Origin of the sequence: Actinokineospora sp. (genome assembly GCF_050699995.1) — a bacterium.
Classification (GTDB): Bacteria; Actinomycetota; Actinomycetes; order Mycobacteriales; family Pseudonocardiaceae; genus Actinokineospora.
This window is the reverse complement of record NZ_JBOHGC010000352.1, coordinates 1-18574: the sequence shown is the minus strand read 5'-3', so window position 1 is coordinate 18574 and position 18574 is coordinate 1. Positions and strand designations below refer to the sequence as shown.

Annotated in this window: 15 protein-coding genes and 3 pseudogenes; 11 read left to right on the top strand and 7 right to left on the bottom strand. The window is 69.3% G+C overall.

All coding sequences use genetic code 11. The annotated features are described in order from the left end of the window. Positions 1–25: 25 nt before the first annotated feature. The 4 genes and pseudogenes from ACRDSQ_RS17360 to ACRDSQ_RS17345 all read left to right on the top strand — a co-directional run. The gene (locus ACRDSQ_RS17360; RefSeq protein ID WP_431422434.1) at positions 26–613 is read left to right on the top strand and encodes a TetR/AcrR family transcriptional regulator; all 588 of its coding nucleotides are present in this window, start codon (positions 26–28) and stop codon (positions 611–613) included. A gap of 45 nt (positions 614–658) precedes the next feature. After that, positions 659–1390: a beta-phosphoglucomutase family hydrolase gene (locus tag ACRDSQ_RS17355; protein ID WP_431422433.1), complete on the top strand. Its 732-nt coding sequence runs from the start codon at positions 659–661 to the stop codon at positions 1388–1390. Further along, complete coding sequence (locus tag ACRDSQ_RS17350) at positions 1387–3723, top strand: glycoside hydrolase family 65 protein (protein WP_431422430.1); 2337 nt, start codon at positions 1387–1389, stop codon at positions 3721–3723. Before ACRDSQ_RS17355 ends, ACRDSQ_RS17350 begins: the two co-directional genes overlap by 4 nt. Positions 3724–3744: 21 nt before the next feature. Beyond that, positions 3745–4002, top strand: a pseudogene (locus ACRDSQ_RS17345) (carboxylate-amine ligase); the annotation flags it as partial. A 239-nt stretch (positions 4003–4241) separates the two neighbouring features. On the opposite strand, the gene ACRDSQ_RS17340 reads toward ACRDSQ_RS17345, so the two are convergent. After that, complete coding sequence (locus ACRDSQ_RS17340) at positions 4242–4547, bottom strand: DUF3040 domain-containing protein (protein WP_431422428.1); 306 nt, start codon at positions 4545–4547, stop codon at positions 4242–4244. Positions 4548–5092: 545 nt separating this feature from the next. Between ACRDSQ_RS17340 and ACRDSQ_RS17335 the strand changes: the two are divergent. Beyond that, positions 5093–5742, top strand: a pseudogene (locus tag ACRDSQ_RS17335) (SDR family NAD(P)-dependent oxidoreductase); the annotation flags it as partial. 46 nt (positions 5743–5788) lie between these two features. Here ACRDSQ_RS17335 and ACRDSQ_RS17330 read toward each other — a convergent pair. Together ACRDSQ_RS17330 and ACRDSQ_RS17325 are read right to left on the bottom strand one after the other, a co-directional pair. Continuing rightward, positions 5789–7282: a DUF7507 domain-containing protein gene (locus ACRDSQ_RS17330; protein WP_431422427.1), complete on the bottom strand. Its 1494-nt coding sequence runs from the start codon at positions 7280–7282 to the stop codon at positions 5789–5791. Further along, on the bottom strand, positions 7279–9960 hold the full coding sequence (locus tag ACRDSQ_RS17325; protein WP_431422425.1) for a SpaA isopeptide-forming pilin-related protein: 2682 nt from the start codon (positions 9958–9960) through the stop codon (positions 7279–7281). Before ACRDSQ_RS17325 ends, ACRDSQ_RS17330 begins: the two co-directional genes overlap by 4 nt. A 436-nt stretch (positions 9961–10396) precedes the next feature. Between ACRDSQ_RS17325 and ACRDSQ_RS17320 the strand changes: the two genes are divergently transcribed. Next, a complete protein-coding gene (locus ACRDSQ_RS17320; protein WP_431422423.1) occupies positions 10397–10777 on the top strand; it encodes a hypothetical protein in 381 nt (126 codons plus the stop codon). 303 nt (positions 10778–11080) lie between these two features. Here ACRDSQ_RS17320 and ACRDSQ_RS17315 read toward each other — a convergent pair whose 3' ends face one another. The 4 genes from ACRDSQ_RS17315 to ACRDSQ_RS17300 all read right to left on the bottom strand — a co-directional run bounded on the left by ACRDSQ_RS17315 (position 11081) and on the right by ACRDSQ_RS17300 (position 13427). Next, the gene (locus ACRDSQ_RS17315) at positions 11081–11659 is read right to left on the bottom strand and encodes a TetR/AcrR family transcriptional regulator (protein WP_431422421.1); all 579 of its coding nucleotides are present in this window, start codon (positions 11657–11659) and stop codon (positions 11081–11083) included. Further along, entirely contained in the window at positions 11656–12534 is an 879-nt protein-coding gene (locus ACRDSQ_RS17310; protein ID WP_431422419.1) for an oxygenase MpaB family protein, read from the bottom strand. The genes ACRDSQ_RS17315 and ACRDSQ_RS17310 overlap by 4 nt, the downstream gene beginning before the upstream one ends. A gap of 61 nt (positions 12535–12595) precedes the next feature. Next, positions 12596–13258 carry a nitroreductase/quinone reductase family protein gene (locus ACRDSQ_RS17305; protein WP_431422417.1) on the bottom strand — a complete coding sequence of 221 codons (663 nt, stop codon included), beginning with the start codon at positions 13256–13258 and terminating at the stop codon, positions 12596–12598. Positions 13259–13262: 4 nt separating this feature from the next. Continuing rightward, the gene (locus ACRDSQ_RS17300) at positions 13263–13427 is read right to left on the bottom strand and encodes a nitroreductase/quinone reductase family protein (protein WP_431422415.1); all 165 of its coding nucleotides are present in this window, start codon (positions 13425–13427) and stop codon (positions 13263–13265) included. 359 nt (positions 13428–13786) lie between these two features. Between ACRDSQ_RS17300 and ACRDSQ_RS17295 the strand changes: the two genes are divergently transcribed. From ACRDSQ_RS17295 to ACRDSQ_RS17275, 5 genes and pseudogenes are all read left to right on the top strand, one after another. Further along, on the top strand, positions 13787–14956 hold the full coding sequence (locus tag ACRDSQ_RS17295; protein ID WP_431422412.1) for an ROK family protein: 1170 nt from the start codon (positions 13787–13789) through the stop codon (positions 14954–14956). 122 nt (positions 14957–15078) lie between these two features. Next, complete coding sequence (locus tag ACRDSQ_RS17290; RefSeq protein ID WP_431422411.1) at positions 15079–16392, top strand: ABC transporter substrate-binding protein; 1314 nt, start codon at positions 15079–15081, stop codon at positions 16390–16392. After that, positions 16392–17396, top strand: a complete 1005-nt coding sequence (locus ACRDSQ_RS17285) for a carbohydrate ABC transporter permease (protein ID WP_431422408.1) — start codon at positions 16392–16394, stop codon at positions 17394–17396. The genes ACRDSQ_RS17290 and ACRDSQ_RS17285 overlap by 1 nt, the downstream gene beginning before the upstream one ends. Beyond that, positions 17393–18217 carry a carbohydrate ABC transporter permease gene (locus tag ACRDSQ_RS17280; RefSeq protein ID WP_431422406.1) on the top strand — a complete coding sequence of 275 codons (825 nt, stop codon included), beginning with the start codon at positions 17393–17395 and terminating at the stop codon, positions 18215–18217. The genes ACRDSQ_RS17285 and ACRDSQ_RS17280 overlap by 4 nt, the downstream gene beginning before the upstream one ends. Beyond that, positions 18214–18574 (top strand): annotated as a pseudogene (locus ACRDSQ_RS17275) (6-phospho-beta-glucosidase); the annotation flags it as partial. The gene ACRDSQ_RS17280 and the pseudogene ACRDSQ_RS17275, both read left to right, overlap by 4 nt.

Here is an 18574-nt window from a genome sequence, read left to right as displayed (position 1 = left end):
TGCATCTGAGAAGTAGGGTGGACCCGTGACCAGCAGCGACTTGTCGACCGGCCGAATCCTCGACGCCGCGCGCGACCTGTTCACCGACGTCGGCATCCGCCGGACCACGCTGGAGGACATCGCGCGCCGGGCCGGGGTCGACCGGGTGACCGTCTACCGGCGGCTCGGGTCGAAGAGCGACGTCGTGGTGGCGGTGTCCAACCGGGAAGCCCGCCGGGCGTTCGACGAGGTGTTCCTGGTGGCTGACAAGGCGGACACGGCGGCGGACCGGGTCGCGATCGTGTTCGCCCGAATCGTGCACCTGCTGTGGACCCATCCTCTGTTCAACCGGCTGCTGAAGCTGGAGCCGGACACCGCGCTGCCGAAGATGACCACCGAGGCGGGCAGCGCCATGTCACTGGCGATCAGTGGGCTGGTCGAACTGCTCGACAAGGCGGTCGACGACGGCCTGCTCGCCCGCGCCGACGACCTCCGCGCCCGCGCCGAGATCGTGGTGCGGCTGGCGCACTCGTTCATCGTCACGCCCCGGGCGGATCTCGCCCTGAGCACCGAGGCCGACCTGCTGGAGTTCGCCCACGCCCACATCGTCCCGATCGTCACCGGGGCCGGGTGATCGCGCGTCCTGCCGACTGGGCGGCGCGCCGGTAGCGTCGGACTGGTGATCGGATTGCCCGACGACGTGACGGCCTGCCTGTTCGACCTCGACGGCGTGCTGACCAGCACGGCGGCGCTGCACGAGATCGCTTGGAAGCAGACCTTCGACGAGTTCCTGGCCGCCCATGCCGGGCCGGATGAGCCGCCGTTCAGCGAACGCGACTACGCCGCCTATGTGGACGGCAGGCCGCGCGCCGACGGGGTGCGCACCTTCCTCGCCTCGCGCGGGATCACGCTGCCCGAGGGGCTGCCCGACGACGATCCGAACGACCCGACCGTCAACGGCGTCGGCAACCGGAAGAACGGCCTGGTGCTGAAGATCATCGAAAACCAGGGCGTCCAGCCGTTCCCCGGCTCGGTGGCGTATCTGGAGGCAGCGCACAGGGCCGGGCTCGCCATCGGCGTCGTCACCTCGTCGGCGAACGGGGCCAGGGTGCTCGACGCGGCCGGGCTGACCCGGTTCGTCCAGGCCCGGATCGACGGGCTGACCATCGGCGAGCGCAAGCTGCGCGGCAAACCCGCGCCGGACTCGTTCCTCGCAGGCGCGGCCGATCTCGGCGCGACCCCCGCGACGACCGCGGTGTTCGAGGACGCGCTGGCCGGGGTCAAGGCGGGCCACGACGGCGGGTTCCGGTTCGTCGTCGGTGTGAACCGGGCCGACCAGGCCGAGGAACTGCGGGCCAACGGCGCCGACATCGTCGTGCTCGACCTCGCCGAACTGCTGGACGAGTCGTGAAGGGCTACGAGATCTCGCCGTGGGAGCTGCGGTGGCGCGGCCTCGCGATCGACCAGCTGCACCGCACCGAGTCCACGTTCGCGCTGGCCAACGGGCACATCGGGATGCGCGGGACGCTGGAGGAAGGTGAGCCGGTCGGGTTGCCGGGCACGTACCTCAACGGGTTCTACGAGTCGCACGCGCTGCCGTACGCCGAGATCGGGTACGGCTACCCCGAGGACGGCCAGACGATCGTCAACGTCACCGACGGCAAGATCATCCGGCTGCTGGTCGAGGACGAGCCGCTGGACCTGCGCTACGGCCGCACCCTCGCCCACCAGCGGTGGATCGACTTCCGCACCGGCATCCTGAGCCGGGACACGGTGTGGGAGTCGCCGACCGGGCGCCGGGTCCGCATCCGGTCGCAGCGCATGGTGTCGTTCACCCAGCGCGCGGTCGCCGCGATCCACTACGAGATCGAACCCGCCGACGACATCCAGCTCGTCGTGCAGTCCGATCTGCTGGCCAACGAGCCGATCGAGCCGCGCGGCAAGGACCCCCGGGTCGCGGCCGCGCTGCGCTCTCCGCTGGTCGCCGACTTCGCCGCCGCGGACGGCTATGGCGCGGTTCTGGTGCACCACACACGGGAGTCCGGGCTGCGGACGGCCGCCGGGATGGACCACGAGATCGACACCCCCGACGGCATGCGCACCGACATCCACGCCGAGGGCGACCTGGCCCGGCTGACCGCGGCGGTCGACGTGCCCGCGGGCGGGAAGCTCCAACTGGTCAAATACCTCGGTTACGGCTGGTCGGCGCAGCGGTCGGTGCCCGCGCTGCGCTCGCAGGTCGAGGCGGCGCTGGCGGGCGCGCGGCAGACCGGGTGGGCGGGGCTGATCAGCGAGCAGCGCGCGTTCCTCGACGACTTCTGGACCGCCGCCGACATCGAGATCGATGGCGACGAGCGGCTGCAGCAGGCCGTGCGGTTCGCCCTGTTCCACATCCTGCAGGCGGGGGCGCGCGGAGAAAGCCGGGCCATCGCGGGCAAAGGGCTCACCGGCCCGGGCTACGACGGGCACGCCTTCTGGGACACGGAAACCTTCGTGCTGCCGGTCCTCACCTACACGATGCCCGACGCGGCCCGCGACGCCCTGCGGTGGCGCCACGGCACCCTGCCGCAGGCGCGTGAACGGGCGAAGGTGCTGGGCAAGCGGGGCGCGGCGTTCCCGTGGCGGTCCATCACCGGCGCCGAGTGCTCGGCGTACTGGCCCGCTGGGACGGCCGCGTTCCACGTCAGCGCCGCGGTCGCCGACGCCGCCGCCCGCTACACCGGCGCGTGCGCCGACGACACCTTCGACCGCGAGTACGGCACGGAACTGCTGGTGGAGACCGCGCGGCTGTGGGCGTCGCTCGGGCACCACGACCAGCACGGCGGGTTCCGCATCGACGGCGTCACCGGACCGGACGAGTACACCGCGGTCGTCGACAACAACGTCTACACAAACCTGATGGCGCAACGGAACCTGACCGAGGCGGCCGCCGCGTGCGGGCGCAACCCGGAGGTCGCCGACCGACTGGGCGTCACCCCCGACGAGCTGGAGACGTGGCGGCGCGCGGCCGAGGAGATGGTCATCCCGTTCGACGACCTGCTCGGGGTGCATCCGCAGTCGGAGGGCTTCACCCAGCACCAGGAGTGGGACTTCGAGGGCACGCCGAAGGACAAGTACCCGCTGCTGCTGCACTATCCGTACTTCGACCTCTACCGCAAACAGGTCGTCAAGCAGGCCGACCTGGTCCTCGCCATGCACCTGCGCGGCGACGCGTTCACACCGGAGCAGAAAGCCGCCAACTTCGCCTACTACGAGGCGCGAACGGTGCGGGACTCGTCGCTGTCGGCGGGCACGCAGGCCGTGCTGGCGGCCGAGGTCGGGCACCTGGGCCTCGCCTACGACTACATCGTCGAGGCGGCGATGACCGACCTCGCGGACCTGCACGACAACGTCCGCAACGGGCTGCACATGGCTTCCCTCGCGGGCGCGTGGGCCGGTGTCGTGGCCGGGTTGGGCGGTTTCCGGGACCACGGCGGCACTCCCACGTTCGCGCCACGGCTACCGTCGGAGCTCGACCGGGTGTCGTTCCGGATGTGTGTGCACCGCAGCCGGATCCAGGTCGAGATCACCCGGGACACCGCCCACTACCGCCACATCTCCGGCGGCCCACTGTCGACGTCGCACCATGGCAGGCCGATCGTCATCGAACCGGGCCCCGGGCTGAGCCTGCCCGTCCCCGAGTGTCCTCAACTGCCCAGACCGAAGCAGCCCCCGGGCCGCGAACCCGGCAGCAGACGTCGATGACCCCCCATCGTGTTCGGCGGGATGACCTGCGGCTGCCACGTCCACATCGGCATCTCCGACCGAGCGGACGCGGTGCGGGTGTGCAACCACCTCAGGCCCTGGGCACCGGTTCTGTTGGCGTGGTCGGCCAACTCCCCGTTCCACGACGGCACCGACAGCGGCTATGCCGGCACCCGGCATCTGCAGTGGTCCCGCTGGCCGTGCGCGGGCCCGACGCCGTACCTGGAATCGCCGGAACACTACGAGGAACTGGTCACCGCCCTGCTGTCCACCGGCGCGGCGCTCGACCGGGATATGGGGCCGGATGCCGCAGCGGTGAAGTCCACAGTGGACTTACTGCGCGAATCCGGTGGTGGCGCACAACGACAACGAACGGCATTCCCAGAACGGCAACGCTTGGATGATGTGCTGAACGCAGTTACCTGGACGCCCTGGGCACGGCAAGGACGGCAACCCGCCACCGCTTCGTCCCGCGAGGCCGCAGGCGAGCCGCCCCACGATGCCGCAGGCGAGCAGGCTCACCACCGAGGCCGCCACCGAGCCTCCCGAGACCACAGATGCGACCGCCGAACACAAACCCGGTACTTCACCACAGCACAAACCAACCCGATGAACGCCCCAAGCATCACCACCAGATTCCCAGCGAGCGTCGCCACCAACAGCACCAGCGCGGTCCCGATCCCCAACGCCACCACCGGCGCCCGCCGGTCGTCGCGTGGGGGCACGGGATCCCAGTCACGCAGCCCGTCGGCGAAGTCGGGGTCCGCCGCCCGGGTCAGCGATTCGATCTCCTCGAGTCGCCTGCGGTCGCCCATGCTGAGCATTTCTTCCTCCTCAGCCTGCCCCGTGCCGTGGCCGCACGCCGACGCCGTCGGCGAGTTCCATGCCCACGGGTGCGATGACAACTGTTGCCCCGACGGCGAGGGCGGCGGCGGGCAGCGCTTCGGCTGCCGGTACCTCCGTCAGGTCGGGGTAGGCGTAGGGCGCGGTCGTCGACGCCGACTTGCGCCGGTTCGGCCGGTGAGCACCACACGGTGCGGTCTCGCAGCGCTTCTGGTGCCACCACCAGGGTTTCGGCGTTGGCTTCGCGCAGTGCGGCCGTCACCGCGGGCAAGCCCTGTTCGGCGTCGACCTGGTAGTCCTTGAGTAGCTCGGCGCGGCGTCGGGCCGACACGCGCGCCATGACCTGGTCGATCTCCTCGGTGTCGTGGGAGAAGTCCAGATAGACGGAGGCGAACGGCCCTGAATGCCGGATCACCTCGCGCAGCATCGTGCTGTCCACAGCGACCTCCGTTCCCAGTGCGTTTCGAGTACCCATCCGCCGCCGGTTTAACCAGTTTGCGCGCGCGAGGCGGCGGGTAGCCGCACCATGACCAGCACCGGCGAACAGCCCCCTCAGCGGCAGCGGCCACCCGGCGACACTGAATCGATGCGACCTCAGCCTCGGGACACGATGGCCGACTACGTGGGTCGGGATTTGCCGGCCGGGAAGTCCGCGCTCATCACCGGCGGCGACTCCGGCATCGGCCGGGCCGTCGCCATCGCCTTCGCGAAGGAGGGCGCCGACATCGCCATCGCCTACCTCAGCGAGCACGACGACGCCGAGGACACCGCCCGACTCGTGCGCGACGCGGGGTCCAAGTGTGTGCTGCTGCCCGGCGACCTGGGTTCCCGCGCGCACTGCGTCGACGTCGTCGACCCACCGTGCACCACCTGGGCGGGCTCGACATCCTGGTGAACAACATCGCGACGCAGGCGGAGGTCGAGCGGCCGGAGGACATCACCGACGAGCAGTGGCTGCGGACGTTCGAGGTGAACATCCACAGCTCTTCCGGGTGACCAACGCGGCCCTGCCGCACCTGGGCGACGGGTCGGCGATCAACACCGCGTCGGTCAACGGGTTGCGCGGCAACAAGAAGCTCATCGACTACTCGGCCACCATGGGCGCGGTCATCGCGGGGACGTACGCGATGGCGCAGACCCTGATGAAGCGCGGGATCCGCGTCAACTTCGCGCCGTCGACCTCACGGGGCAGGCCGGCGCCCGCTGACCTGCCCCTGCGACGCTATCGACGCCGTGGGCGCGTGATCCCAAGGATCACCCCGCCCAGCAGCAACAACATCCCGCCGAGCACGCCGAACGGCAGCACGTTCACGCCGGTCGCGGGCAGCGGCGGCCTCGGTGTCGGCACCGGCGGCTGCAGGATGTCGACGACGTGGGTGTCGGTCCGGGTCGGGGTGGTGCGGCCGTCGGCGGCGGTGCCGGTGACCGTCGCCGTGTTCGGCAGCGGGTCCGGGTCGGTCGCCTTGACCACGTGCGCGCACATCGCCGTCCAGACCTCGCCGACGGCGAGTACCGCGTCGCCGTCGCCCTTGGCCGTGTAGGTGAGGGAGTCGCCGTCGCAGATGGGGTCGGTCAGCGTGACCGTGGTCAGCGGGGTGTGGCCGACATTGGTGACCTTGAAGGTGTAGGTGATCGTGTCGCCCACCTTCGCGGTGGTCGGGCCGGACTTGTCGATGCCGATGTCGACCGCGCAGAGCACGGTGATCGTCGCCGTGGACGTGTTGTTGTCCTCGGCGTCAGCGGCCCTGGCCGGCTCGTTGGCGGCGTCCACGACGGCGGTGTTGGTGAGGACACCGCAGTTCGCGACCGCCGTCGTGCCCGTCAGGTGCACCACGTGCGAGGCGTTGGTGGCCATCGTGCCGAACTCGCAGATCAGGACACCGTCGGCGATCTCGCAGAGCTCGTTGTCGGCCGTCCACGCGATCCCGTCGGGCAGATCGTCGGTGAGGGTGACCGCTTGCGCGTCGCCCGCGCCGACGTTGGTGACGGTGATGGTGAACGCGGCGGTCTCACCCGCGGCGATGGTGCCGTTGTCGGCGGTCTTCTCGACCGCGACGTTCGGCAGGCAGGTCACCGTGATCGTCGCGGTCGCGGTGTTGTCGCCGGTGTCGGCCTCGTTGGCCGCCGACACCGTGGCCGTGTTCGTCAGGACCGCACAATCGGCCTCGTCGGTCAGCCCTTCCACGACCACGACGACCGACACGTCCGGCGCGAGCGTCGCCCAGTCACAGGTGAGCGTCCCCGCGGTGATCGCGCACTCGGCGACGTCGGGGGTCTCCACCCAGTCGATGCCCGCCGGGAGCGGGTCGGAGAGATGCACTGCGGTGGCCGTGCCCGGGCCGCTGTTGGTCACGGTGACGGTGAACCGCGCGAGGTCGCCCGCGATAATCGACCCGGTGTCGGTCGTCTTCGTGATGACCAGGTCCGGGCAGTTGACCGTGACGGTCGCGGTCGCACTGTTGTCGGAGGTGTCTGTCTCGTTGGCCGCCGAGACCCTGGCCGTGTTTGTGAGGACACCGCAGTCGGCCGCGTCCGTCACGCCCTCAACAGTCACCGATACAGAGGCGTTGGGAGCCAACGTTCCCCAGTCGCGGCTGAGGACTCCCGCCGTGATCGAACACTGCGCCACATCCGGGTTCTCCACCCACGCCACACCCGCGGGCAGCGGATCGGACAGGGTCACCCCGGACGCAGTGCCGGTCCCCGAGTTGGTCACGTGACGGTGAACCGGGCGACCTCGCCCGCGCTGATCGTGCCCATCTCGGCAGTCTGCACCACGGTCACGTTCGGACACTGGATGGTGATCGACGCGGACGCGGAGTTGTTGCCCTGCGCGGGAACCGGCTCGTTGCTCGCACCGACGGTGACCGTGTTGTCGATCGTCCCGCAGTCGGCGGGGCCGGTCGGCGCGGTGACCACGACGACCCGGCTACCGCCCTGGGCGAGGTCACCGAAGGCGCAGGTCAGCGTGTTCGCCGCGATCACGCAGCCGGTCACGGCCGGGTCGACCGACCACGCCTGCCCCGCGGGCAGCGGGTCGTTCAAGGTGACCGACCGGGCGATCGAGCCGTCGTCGCCGCCCACGGTCAGGGTGAGCGTGAAGCTCGCGGTCGCACCGGCGCTGATCGGGCCGTTGCCCGACTTCAGCACCGTGACGTCCGGGTACAGGATGTCGACAAGATGGGTGTCGTTGTCGCTCACCGTGCGGCCGAAGTCGTCGGTCCCGGTCACCGTGGCCGTGTTGGGCAGCGGGTCGGGATCGCTCATCGTGACCGTGTGCCGGCACGTGTAAACCCACGACTCCCCCGCTTCGAGGAACCCGTCGCCGTCGTCACCGGACTGGTGGACCGGCGCCGCGACACACACACCGGTGTCGTCCACGAGCGTCACGTCGTGCAGGCGCGGCCCGCTGGTGACCACGGTGAACGTGTAGGTGATCAGGTCGCCGACGTTTGCCGTGGCCGGGCCGGCCTTGTCGAGGGTGATGTCGATCGGGGTCAGCACGTTGGTGAAGTCGACCAGGACCGGCGCCGTGGACGGCGTCTCGGTCACGGTGACGTTCACGTCGCCGGCGGAGGTGGTGAACGGCGGCGCGGCGGTCTCGGTGATCCGGTAGGCGCCGGTGGCGAGCGGGCCGATGTCGCAGTAGCCCAGGCCGCCGCTGACGGTGCAGGTCGCGATGTCGGTGCCGTCGGCGGGCGGGTTCGGCCACAGGTGGGCCTCCTCGCCCGCGTCCATGGCGCCGTTGCCGTTGGCGTCCTGGTAGGCCACGAAGGTCGCGCCGTCGAGCGCGGCCACGTCCGCCGGTGTCACCGGGGCGCCCGCGGCGTCGGCCAGGCGCTTGACCACGCGGACCCAGCCGACCTCGCGCGGGTCGACGAAGGGGGCGACGACCTCGACCGGGTTGGTCCCGGTGACCGTGACGGGCACGGTGTCGGGGTCGGCGTCGTACCCGGCAGGGGCGGCGGTCTCGACGAGGTTGTAGGTGCCGGTCGGCAGGCCGGTGACGGCGAACTCGCCGGCGGCGGCGTTCGTGTCGCGGCCGGAGCAGGGGGAAGCCACGCAGTCGGCGATGATGACCGGGGCGGCGTCGAGGTCCCACGGCGGCGCGGCGGCGGCGCCACCGGTCGCGGCGAGGGTGAACGTGGCCCCGCCGAGGGGTTGGCCCGCGTCGTCGCGCTTGTGGAAGACGAGGGAGCCCAGGTCGTTGACGAAGACGAACGTGCAGGAGCCCTGGGTCGGGCAGGTCTTCGTGGTCGGCGCCGTCACCGCGACGTAGCCGGGCGGCGGGGCGGACTCGGTGACCGTGTACGACCCGGGTTTGGCCTGCGGGAAGTCGATGAGCCCGTCCGCGGGCGCCTGGGTGCCCGCGGGCGTGCGGTCGTTCGCGCCGCCGTCGACCGCGGTCATCGAACCAGCCCCGGTGTCCGGGTTCGGGGTGATCAGGAACGTCGCGCCGGGGAGCAGGTCGCCGCCGGGGGTGCGCTTCTCGATCCGCAGGCGGGTGCACAGCGACGGGGTGCTGATCGCGGCGGTGACGAAGTCCTTGAGCTCCGAGGGCTCGGCGGGCGCGGCGCGTGAGCGCAGGTTCATCGAGCCGAAGTAGATGTCGAGCGGGCAGGTCGGCGGGACCATGCCCGCGCCGGTCATGTCCACGCCGAACTCGATGAACTGCTGCAGCGGAACCTGGCCGTTGACGGCGACAGCGCTGTTGTACGGCTCGGTGATGGGGCTGTCGTTGAGCCTGCCGACGATGTTCGCGGCGAGCGGCACGTCCGGGCCCCAGTCGGAGCCGGTCCAGATGTTGTACTCGCCGCCGATCTCGAGGTTCTGGCTGCCCTGGTTGTTCACGAACAGACGGACGTCGCCCGGCGTGCGGGTGGGGACGGAGATGCCCTTGGGGTTGATGTGGTTCGGGAGCTGGTTGAGCTCGACCGCCATGTCCAGGCTGCCGCTGTTGAACGCGCGTTCGTAGCCGAAGAACATGAAGACCCGGTTGTCGACGATCGCGGTGGGGTTCACGTCGTAGATGCGGGCGTGGAAGTAGATGTTGCCGAAGTCGCCCTTCTGCGGCGCGCCCGCGTTGCCCGCGCTGGTCCACTCGTCCGGGTCGACGGTCTCCTTGGAGCCCTGGTCATAAACCGTGGGATCGAGGTTGCCGATCGGGTCCTGGGCGTAGGGCTGCGGTGGCGGGTTTACGTCGGTCCAGTCGATGCTGCCCGCGGGCGGGGCGGGGTTGAACACGCCCGGCTGCAGGTTGCCGTCGAGCTGGAAGCCGCCGGTCTGGTTGGGCACCACGACGTCCGGTGGGGACGTCGGGAGCACATTCGCCGCCGCGTTGAGCCCGGCGAACGGCAGCAGGAACCCTGCCGTCAACACCGTGGCCGCCGTCATAGAAACTGACGATGCCAGAACATGCGTGCCTCCAGGGGCCACGGGACGTGACGACGCTGTTACTCCGCTGCGTACACCCACATCGCGCGTTCGGTCGCCTCTATTACACCGATCGGGGCAGTATGATCACCCATTGGGGCACACCACAGAGGACTGTTCACCTGAGCGGTGGGCCTGACCTCCGGTAGTTTCCGGTCTGACCATGGCGTTTCCGAGTCCGGAATGGACGCACGCAATTTCGTGCGACTCTTTCGGGAAGATCGTCACCAGGTGGGTAATCGTGACCCGCATAGGTTGCCCGATCGAATGATCGGGGTCCACGGGTCGGGTGACAAGTGCGTGTGGCGGCGGCGGGACACGCCGTGGGGTGGGCAAGGTGGCCGTGGTGGCAGCCCCGCCACCCGTGAACCGTTTCCCGACAGAAATCAGGTTTCCCTTGTTTAAGAGGACTTTCGCCGCCGCGGTCGTCACCGGCGCGGCGCTGATCACCGGATTCGCAACCGCCGGGACCGCCACTGCGGACCCCCAGAACATCGCCACCGAGCCGGGCCACGGCCACTCCATGTCCGTCCTGGGCAACCTCTGTGTCGCCCCGTGGCAGTGGAACGGCCCGATCGAGGCCCTGACCGCAGGCCACACCTCCGGTTACGTCGCCTGCAACGGCAACACCATCAACAGCGGCGGCGGCGGCCACCAGATGAGCGTTCTCGACAACCTCTGCGTGGCGCCGTGGCAGTGGAACGGCCCGATCGAGGCCCTGACCGTCGGCCACACCGCCGACTACGTCGCCTGCAACGACAACTCGGTCAACGGCTGAGACTCGCCGCAACCGTGGGGGCGTGATCTTCGGATCACGCCCCTTTTGCTGTGCTGCTCAGGGTTGGGCTCAGGGTCGGCTCCTACCGGGGGTGGACGGCGGTTGACGACGTCAGGACGACGCGGGGGCACTGGGTGGGCGGTCAGAGTGGTGGTATGACCACGATTGAGCTCCAGCCGCGCGGCTTGCGCACGGCTTTGAGGTTTGCGGGGAATCTGATCTATGCCGTGATCGCCGTTGTGTTGTTCGGGCGGTCGGACTCTGGGCGGTAGTTCGCACTGGCCGCGTTTCCGGCGGTGCGTTCTATGTCAGCCGTACCAAGGGTGTGATGTGGTCGCGGGCGAAATTTCGGGCGGCCGCACCGTCGTCGACCGGTATAACTCCGTCTGGAGTGAGGACCAGTGACAGGGCCAACCGAGCGAGGATTTCGGCTACTGGTTCCGGTTCGTACGTTTGAAGCTTGCCCTCGGCCTGCAGTCGTCGGGTGATACCGGCGAGGTAGTGGCGACCCATGGCCAGGAACGGACCTGCCTCGGTGGTCAGCAGCGGCAGTGTCAGCTCCGGCTCGGTGACCAGCAGTCGGGTGAGCAGCTTGTTGCGGCGCACACCTTGGGTGAAGGCGACGAAGCCCTCGACGACCTGTTCCTCCCCCGATGCGCTCGTATCGATCCGCGCGTCGACCTCTTCGATCAGGCGCAGGGCCTCGCGGGTGGCCACGGCGCGGACGATGTCGTTCTTCTGCGCGAATCTGCGGTACAGGGTGGCCGGGCTGAGGTTCGAGCGTTTGGCGACTTCGCCCATGCTGGTGCGGCGGATGCCGAACTCCAGGAACGCCGATAAGGCGCCGTCGAGGATTTCTGTCTGGTCGGCGTCGGTGATCACAGCAGGCCCGCCGTTCGCTTGGCTTCGTAGGCGATCTTGTAGAGGCGCAGTCGGGCGGGTGTGCGCTTTCCGACCATGGCGATCGTCTTTCCGATGCGCCGCAAGCGCTTCTCGTCGCCTGCCGTCCAGTTCAGACCGGCGAGTTCACGCATCCTTGGCGGCAGCAAGCCCACCGTGGTGAGGCGCAGCAGTTCGCGGTTGACTGGTTTGGCCAGGTTCCAGGCGAAGCCGGGGACGAACCACACTGGCGGCTTGGGGACACCCCTGAGCTGCACGGAGTCGAGCACGTCGCGCACCGAGTCGTTGTCCTCCAAACGGGTTTCGACGACGTCGGCGAAGTAGTCGTGGAAACCGGCGAGGGTGTCGGGCATGTGGTGGTTGCGCAGGCCGAGTATCCGGCCCAATTGCCGCCATTCCGCGTACATCCGCTCTTGGTCGGGCACGGTGATGCGCTCGCCGAGCAGGTCCTTGTACCCCAGGGTTGTCTCGAAGAGGGTGGCGTGCACCCACCAGTACGCCTCGGGGTTCAACGCGTGGTAGCGCTCGCCGTGCTGGTCGACACCTTTGATCGTCTTGTGCAGTTCACGCAGGCGGGCGGCTTCGTCGAGGGCCCGGTCGCCGGCGAAGATGAGGGAGAACAGGGACTGCAGGGTGTCGTCGAGCCGCTTCCACGGATCCGCCCTGAAGTTCGAGTGCTCCTTCACCCCCGCGCCGACGACCGGGTGCGCGACCTGCAGCAGCAACGCCGCCCCGCCGACGAGGATTGCGAGCCGGTCGCCGCTGACCCGCCAAGCCACCGAGTCCGGCCCGAGGGGGCGTGGCGGCAGCTCGGGGTCGGTGACGAATTCGTCGTGGGACCGATCGACGGAGCCCATTCGCACCTCCGTGAGAGACTGAGAACAAAATTCTCTCACACTCTCGGCCGGCTCGCCATCGTCAGACGCCGTCGATGACCGGGATCAGCTGCTCCTCCTCGTAGTCGAGGTGGCGTTCGAGTTCCTCCGTAAGCCGCTCGACCTCGGCGAGGACCACCCGGGGGTCCGCGCCGACGGTGGAGATGACTTGCTGGAGGTGGGCGAGGAGGAGCGCGATCTTCTCGTGTTCGGCCCGCAGGCGCTCCAGGACGGGGGCCAACTCGGGGCGCCCCGCCTCCAGGGCCGTGAACATCCCCTGGTCCTCATGGGTGTGATGAATGTGCAGGCCGTGGCACATCGTCAGGCAGTTCACCCGCAGTTGTGCGCCCAGCCGCGGGCCGGACTTGGCGATCTCGGTGCGGATCAGCGCCAGCTCCCGCCGAAACGCGCCGTGGATGCGTTTGAGGGCCTCGCCGAACGTCGCGCCGTTCGGTGGGCCGCCGGAGACCTGCTCCAAGGCCACCACGGGGATGACCCGGTCCGTCTTGGCCTGATAGTCGGCCCACTCGGAGTCGTCCTCGACCGCACGGGCGTAGATCTCGTCGCGTTCGGCGCCGGTCAGGACGGTCGCCCGGGCCTCGTAGGTGAAGACGCCGTCCTCGACCTGGACCAGCGGGTCGGCCAGCAGGTTGGTGTACCAGTGCGGGTGATCGGCCGAGCCGCTCGCGGAGGCGATGACCAGCACGCGGTCACCTCCGTCGGGCAGATAGCTGACGGGGGTTGGTGTGGCGGGCGCCGGATCGGGCGCCGGTGGTGGTGAGCAGGAGCAGGCGGGAACCTTCGAACTGGCCGCCGACCTGGCCCGCGTTGGCGCGGAACTCGTCGATGACTCGCTGGTTGAACGGGTTGGGCATAGGTGTGTTGTCTCCATGGCTGTTGGTGTCAAGGGCGCACGGAAGCGCGGCCGCTACTCAGCTTCAGGTGGAATCGCGCGGAAACGCGCGGAGACAACAGAAGGCGGGCCTCTGGCCCGCCCGGCGGTCAAGCGTTCGCCGGACCGCTTACTCGCTCGTGGCCCATGGCCGACCCGGCAGTCACGGCGACGATCTTATCGGCCGAAGGAACCGTGGCAAACCAATAACGGGAAATTCTGGTCTAGACCAAGAGGGTCAGACCCCTTGACGGCACCCGCCCGACGGTCCTACGTTTCGCCATTAGTTAGACAGTCTGCCTAACTAATTGTTCGCATGACGCCGAAGAACCGGGACCTGACGTGGACCAACTGGCCGGCTCGTCACGCCTGCTCCGCGAGATCAACGAGACCGCGGCGCTCGGACTCCTGCTGGAGCACGGGCCGCTCACCCGCGGACACCTGCGCGAGCTGACCGGGCTGGCCAAGCCCACCACGTCGGAGGTGATGCGCAGGCTGCAGGAAGCGGGACTGGCCAAGGTCGTCGGCCAGACCACCGGTGGGCCGGGCCGCAACGCCGACGTCTACGCGGTCAACCCCGACGCCGCCTACGCCGCCGCGCTCACCCTCAGCACGCCGACGAACACCCTGGTCACGGCGGTCTGCGACCTCACCGGCCAGGCCCGGGTGCGCGAGGAGACCACAGTCGACTTCGAGGCCACAGACCCGGTCGAGGCCGTGGCGGGCGCGATCCGGGCGGCCTGCAAGCAGGCCAGGGTCCCGCTGCGCAAGCTCGACCACGTCCAGCTCGGCGTGCCCGGCTCCTACGACGAGCGCGCGGACGTGATCCGCTACGTCGACGTGCCGGGGTGGTCGCGCCCGGGGCTGATCGGCGAGATCCGGTCGCGGCTGCGGACCGAGGTGAGCGTCGACAACGACGTCAACCTCGCCGCGGTCGCCGAACGCAGCCGGGGTATCGCGGCAGGCTCCGACGGGTTCGCCCTGCTGTGGCTCGGCGACGGGCTCGGTCTGGCCATCGACCTGGGCGGCAAGCTGCTGCGCGGCGCCAGGGGCGGGGCGGGCGAGATCGGGTACATCCCGGTCGGGCTGCCGGGCCAACTCCAAGGCGTGCAGGACTTCCAGGACCTCGTCGGCGGCCCGGCGATCCGGGAACTGGCCCTGCGCCACGGGATCACCGCCGACACCGGCCATGACGCGGTGGCCGCCGCGTGCGCCCGACCGCACGACTCCCCCTTCCTCGAAGAACTGGCCGTCCGGGTCGCGGTCGGACTCGCCGCCGTCGTCGCGGTGCTGGACCCGCCGCTGGTCGTGCTCAGCGGCGAGGTCGGGCAGGCGGGCGGCACCGCCCTGCAGGACGCCGTGAGCACCGCTCTGCGCTCCGTCTCCGTGCTCGACACCACCGTGGCCGCCACCAGCCTCACCGACGACGTCGTCCTGCTGGGCGCCCTCGACGCCACTCTCGCGGCCGTGCGCGCCGCGCTGCTCGCTGTGCCGCCTCCCCGAAATTCATAAGCCTGGTCACCTACACCGACGACCGCGGATGCGTTGTAGCCGTGGTCATCCGCCGTCACGGTCCCCTTAGGTACCTGCTGCACCTCGTGCGGCAACCCCATCCCGTCCCCCTCGGAGATCCCATGAAGCGATCCCTGTTAGCCGCTGCCGCCGCACTGCTGATCACGACCGCCTGCACACCGGGAGGATCCACGGACACCGCCGTGGCCCCCGCGGGGCAGGAAACCTCCGGCACCGTGGAGTTCTGGCACTTCTTCACCGGCCGCGAGGCCAAGTCGATCGAGGACGCCGTCGCCGCGTTCAAGGCCGCCCACCCCAAGATCGACGTGAAGATCACCTCCGGCCAGGACGACACCAAGATGCTGCAGGCGATCTCGGCGGGCAACGGCCCCGACGTCGGCCTGTCGTACTCCACCGACATCGTCGGCAAGTTCTGCTCCAGCGCGGCCTGGCGCGACCTGAAGCCCTACATCGAGCGGGACAAGGTGGACCTGGGCCAGTTCCCCGACACGGTCCGTAGCTACACCGAGTACCGCGGCAAGCGGTGCGCGATGCCCTTCCTCGCCGACGTGTATGGCTTGTACTTCAACAAGAAGCTCCTGGCGGACGCGGGCTACACCGCTGCCCCGAAGACGATGGCCGAGCTGGCCGACATGGCGAAGAAGCTCACCAAGCGCGCGCCGGACGGGACCATCGAGGTCGCCGGTTTCGTGCCGCTGCTGAACTTCTACGAGAACGTCCCCTCACACATGGCCCCGGTGTGGAACGCGCAGTGGCTGACCGCCGAGGAGAAGTCGGCCATCGGCGGCGACGCCCGGTGGCAGGAGATGCTCAAGTGGCACAAGGACTTGGTGGACTGGTACGGCCACGACAACCTGACGAAGTTCACCTCGGGCCTGGGTGACGAGTGGAGCGCGGACAACGCCTTCCACCAGTCGAAGGTCGCGATCGCGGTCGACGGCGAGTACCGGGTGGCGTTCCTGCGGGAGCAGGCGCCGACCATCGACTTCGGCACCGCTCCCCTACCGGTCCCCGACGGCTCGCAGGACCGCTACGGCGCGGGCTACGTCACCGGCAACATCGCGGGCATCTCGGCCAACGCCAAGAACCCCGAAGCCGCCTGGGAACTCGTCCGCTTCCTCACCACCGACACCGACCAGATCGTCACCCTGTCGAACGCGATCAAGAACGTGCCCAGCACCCGCGACGCCCTCAAGTCCGACAAGCTCGAGGCCGACCCGCACTTCAAGACGTTCCTGGACATCTTCGCCCACCCCAAGACCGCGACCACCCCGCCCAACGCGGCCGGGCCGAAGTACGTGGAGCTGACCCAGGAGTTCGTCGACGCCTACCTCGGCGGCAGCCACCCCGATCTCAGGAAGGGGTTGGCCGACCTGGACACGCGGATCAACCAGGCATTGGAACTCGGGCGCTGATGGCGGCGACCGTCACCGACGTCACGCGGCCCGCGGTTCCCAGCCGGGGGGTGCCCCACCGTCGCGGAGCTGACCTGCGGCGGTGGCGGCACCGGCTGACCGTGCTGAGCTTCCTGACCCCCGCGCTCATCGGGATCTCGGTTTTCCTCGTCTACCCGCTGCTGTCGGCCATCTACTTCTCCTTCACCAGGTTCGACCTCCTCACCGCCCCGCAATGGGTGGGGCTGCGCAACTACGAGCACCTGTTCACCAGTGACCGGACGGCGTGGACGGCGGCGGCGAACACCCTCTGGCTGGTGGTCTTCCTGGTCCCGGCGCGGATGCTGGCGGCGCTGGCGACGGCGATGCTGCTGACCACGGTGAAACGCGGCGGGTCGGTGTTCCGGATCATCTTCTACCTGCCCGCTCTCGCTCCCCCGGTGGCCGCGACGATCGCGTTCGTCTTCCTGTTCAACCCGGCCACCGGGCCGGTGAACGAGCTGCTCGCGGTGTTCGGTGTGGACGGTCCACTGTGGTTCGACTCGCCGGAGTGGGCCAAGCCGTCGCTGGTGCTGCTGGGCACCTGGGCGGTCGGCGACCTGATGGTGATCTTCCTGGCCGGGCTGCTCGACGTGCCGAAGCCGCTGTACGAGGCGGCTTCGATCGACGGCGCGAGCAGTTGGCAGAAGTTCCGGTTCATCACCCTGCCGTCGATCTCGCCGGTGCTGATGTTCGCGGGCATCACCGGCGTGATCCAGACCCTGCAGTTCTTCACCCAGGCCGCGGTCGCGGCGAGCGTGGCCAGCGGCAAGGCCACCACGGGCGGCGGCATCTCGTCGACGTTCGGCTACCCCGACCAGGCGCTGCTGACCTACCCGTTGCACCTCTACGTCTCGGGTTTCCGCTTCTACGACATGGGTTACGCGAACGCGCTCGCCGTGATGCTGTTCCTGGTCGCCTTCGCGGTGACCCTGGTGCTGCTGCGCCGGTTCCGGGTGTTCGTCGCCGGAGGTGAGCGCGGATGAGGCAGTCCTGGCTGCTTGGTGTGGCCCGGCACAGCATCGCGATCGCCGTGGCGGTGATGTTCCTGGCGCCGTTCGGGTTCGTCCTGCTGACCGCGTTCATGACCAGCGAGCAGGCGCTCACGAGCGACTGGTGGCCGTCGTCGTGGCACCCGGAGAACTTTGTCACGATCTTCACCCAGGTCCCGATGCTGCGGTACCTCGGGAACACGCTGATGTACAGCGTGCTGGCGACGCTGTTCATGCTGCTGTCGAGCGTGCCCGCCGCCTACGCGCTGGCGAAGCTGCGGTGGCGCGGCAGCAACGCGACGTTCGTCGTGGTGATCTGCATGATGATGCTGCCGCCGCAGGTGGTCACGGTCCCGCTGTACCTGATGTGGGCCGACGTCGGCCTGACCGGCACGCTGTGGCCGCTGATCCTGCCGATGCTGGCGGGTGACGCGTTCAGCATCTTCCTGCTGCGCCAGTTCCTGCTGACCATCCCGGCCGACTACCTCGACGCGGCCCGCATCGACGGCTGCGGCGAGTGGCAGGTGCTGCTGCGGGTCGTCCTGCCGATGGCGCGGCCGGGGATCGCCGCCACCGCGATCTTCCAGTTCTTCTTCACCTGGAACGACTACTACGGGCCGCTGCTCTACACCAGCGAGAGCCAGGACCAGTGGACGCTCTCGCTGGCCCTGTCGCAGTTCAAACATCTGCACCACGTCGAATGGAACCTCGTCATGGCGGCCACTGTGCTGGTGATGGCACCGGTGATCATCGTTTTCTTCTTCGCCCAGAAGGCATTCGTGCAGGGCGTCACACTCACGGGGGTGAAGGGATGAAGCTGGCGGTCGTCGGCGGCGGGTCGACGTACACGCCCGAACTGGTCGACGGGTTCGCCCGCTCCGGCCCGTTCGACGAGTTGGTGCTGATCGACCCGGCGGCCGACCGGCTCGCCGTGATCGGCCCGTTCGCCCGGCGCATCCTGTCCCGCCACGGGCATCCCGGCCGTCTCACGTGGACCGACGACCTCGCCGCCGGGCTCGCCGACGCGGACATGGTGATCATCCAGCTGCGGGTGGGCGGGCAGGCGGCCCGGATCAGCGACGAGACGTTTCCGCTGGACTGCGGCTGCGTCGGCCAGGAGACCACGGGGGCCGGTGGGCTGGCGAAGGCGCTGCGGACGGTGCCGGTGGTGC

What these genes read in the sequence shown, in the direction of transcription:
- ACRDSQ_RS17280 (WP_431422406.1), top strand. Translation starts at nt 17,393, where the DNA reads ATGAGGCAGTCCTGGCTGCTTGGTGTGGCCCGGCACAGCATCGCGATC.
- ACRDSQ_RS17290 (WP_431422411.1), top strand. Translation starts at nt 15,079, where the DNA reads ATGAAGCGATCCCTGTTAGCCGCTGCCGCCGCACTGCTGATCACGACC.
- ACRDSQ_RS17325 (WP_431422425.1), bottom strand. Translation starts at nt 9,960, where the DNA reads ATGACGGCGGCCACGGTGTTGACGGCAGGGTTCCTGCTGCCGTTCGCC.
- ACRDSQ_RS17340 (WP_431422428.1), bottom strand. Translation starts at nt 4,547, where the DNA reads ATGCTCAGCATGGGCGACCGCAGGCGACTCGAGGAGATCGAATCGCTG.
- ACRDSQ_RS17300 (WP_431422415.1), bottom strand. Translation starts at nt 13,427, where the DNA reads ATGCCCAACCCGTTCAACCAGCGAGTCATCGACGAGTTCCGCGCCAAC.
- ACRDSQ_RS17310 (WP_431422419.1), bottom strand. Translation starts at nt 12,534, where the DNA reads ATGGGCTCCGTCGATCGGTCCCACGACGAATTCGTCACCGACCCCGAG.
- ACRDSQ_RS17285 (WP_431422408.1), top strand. Translation starts at nt 16,392, where the DNA reads ATGGCGGCGACCGTCACCGACGTCACGCGGCCCGCGGTTCCCAGCCGG.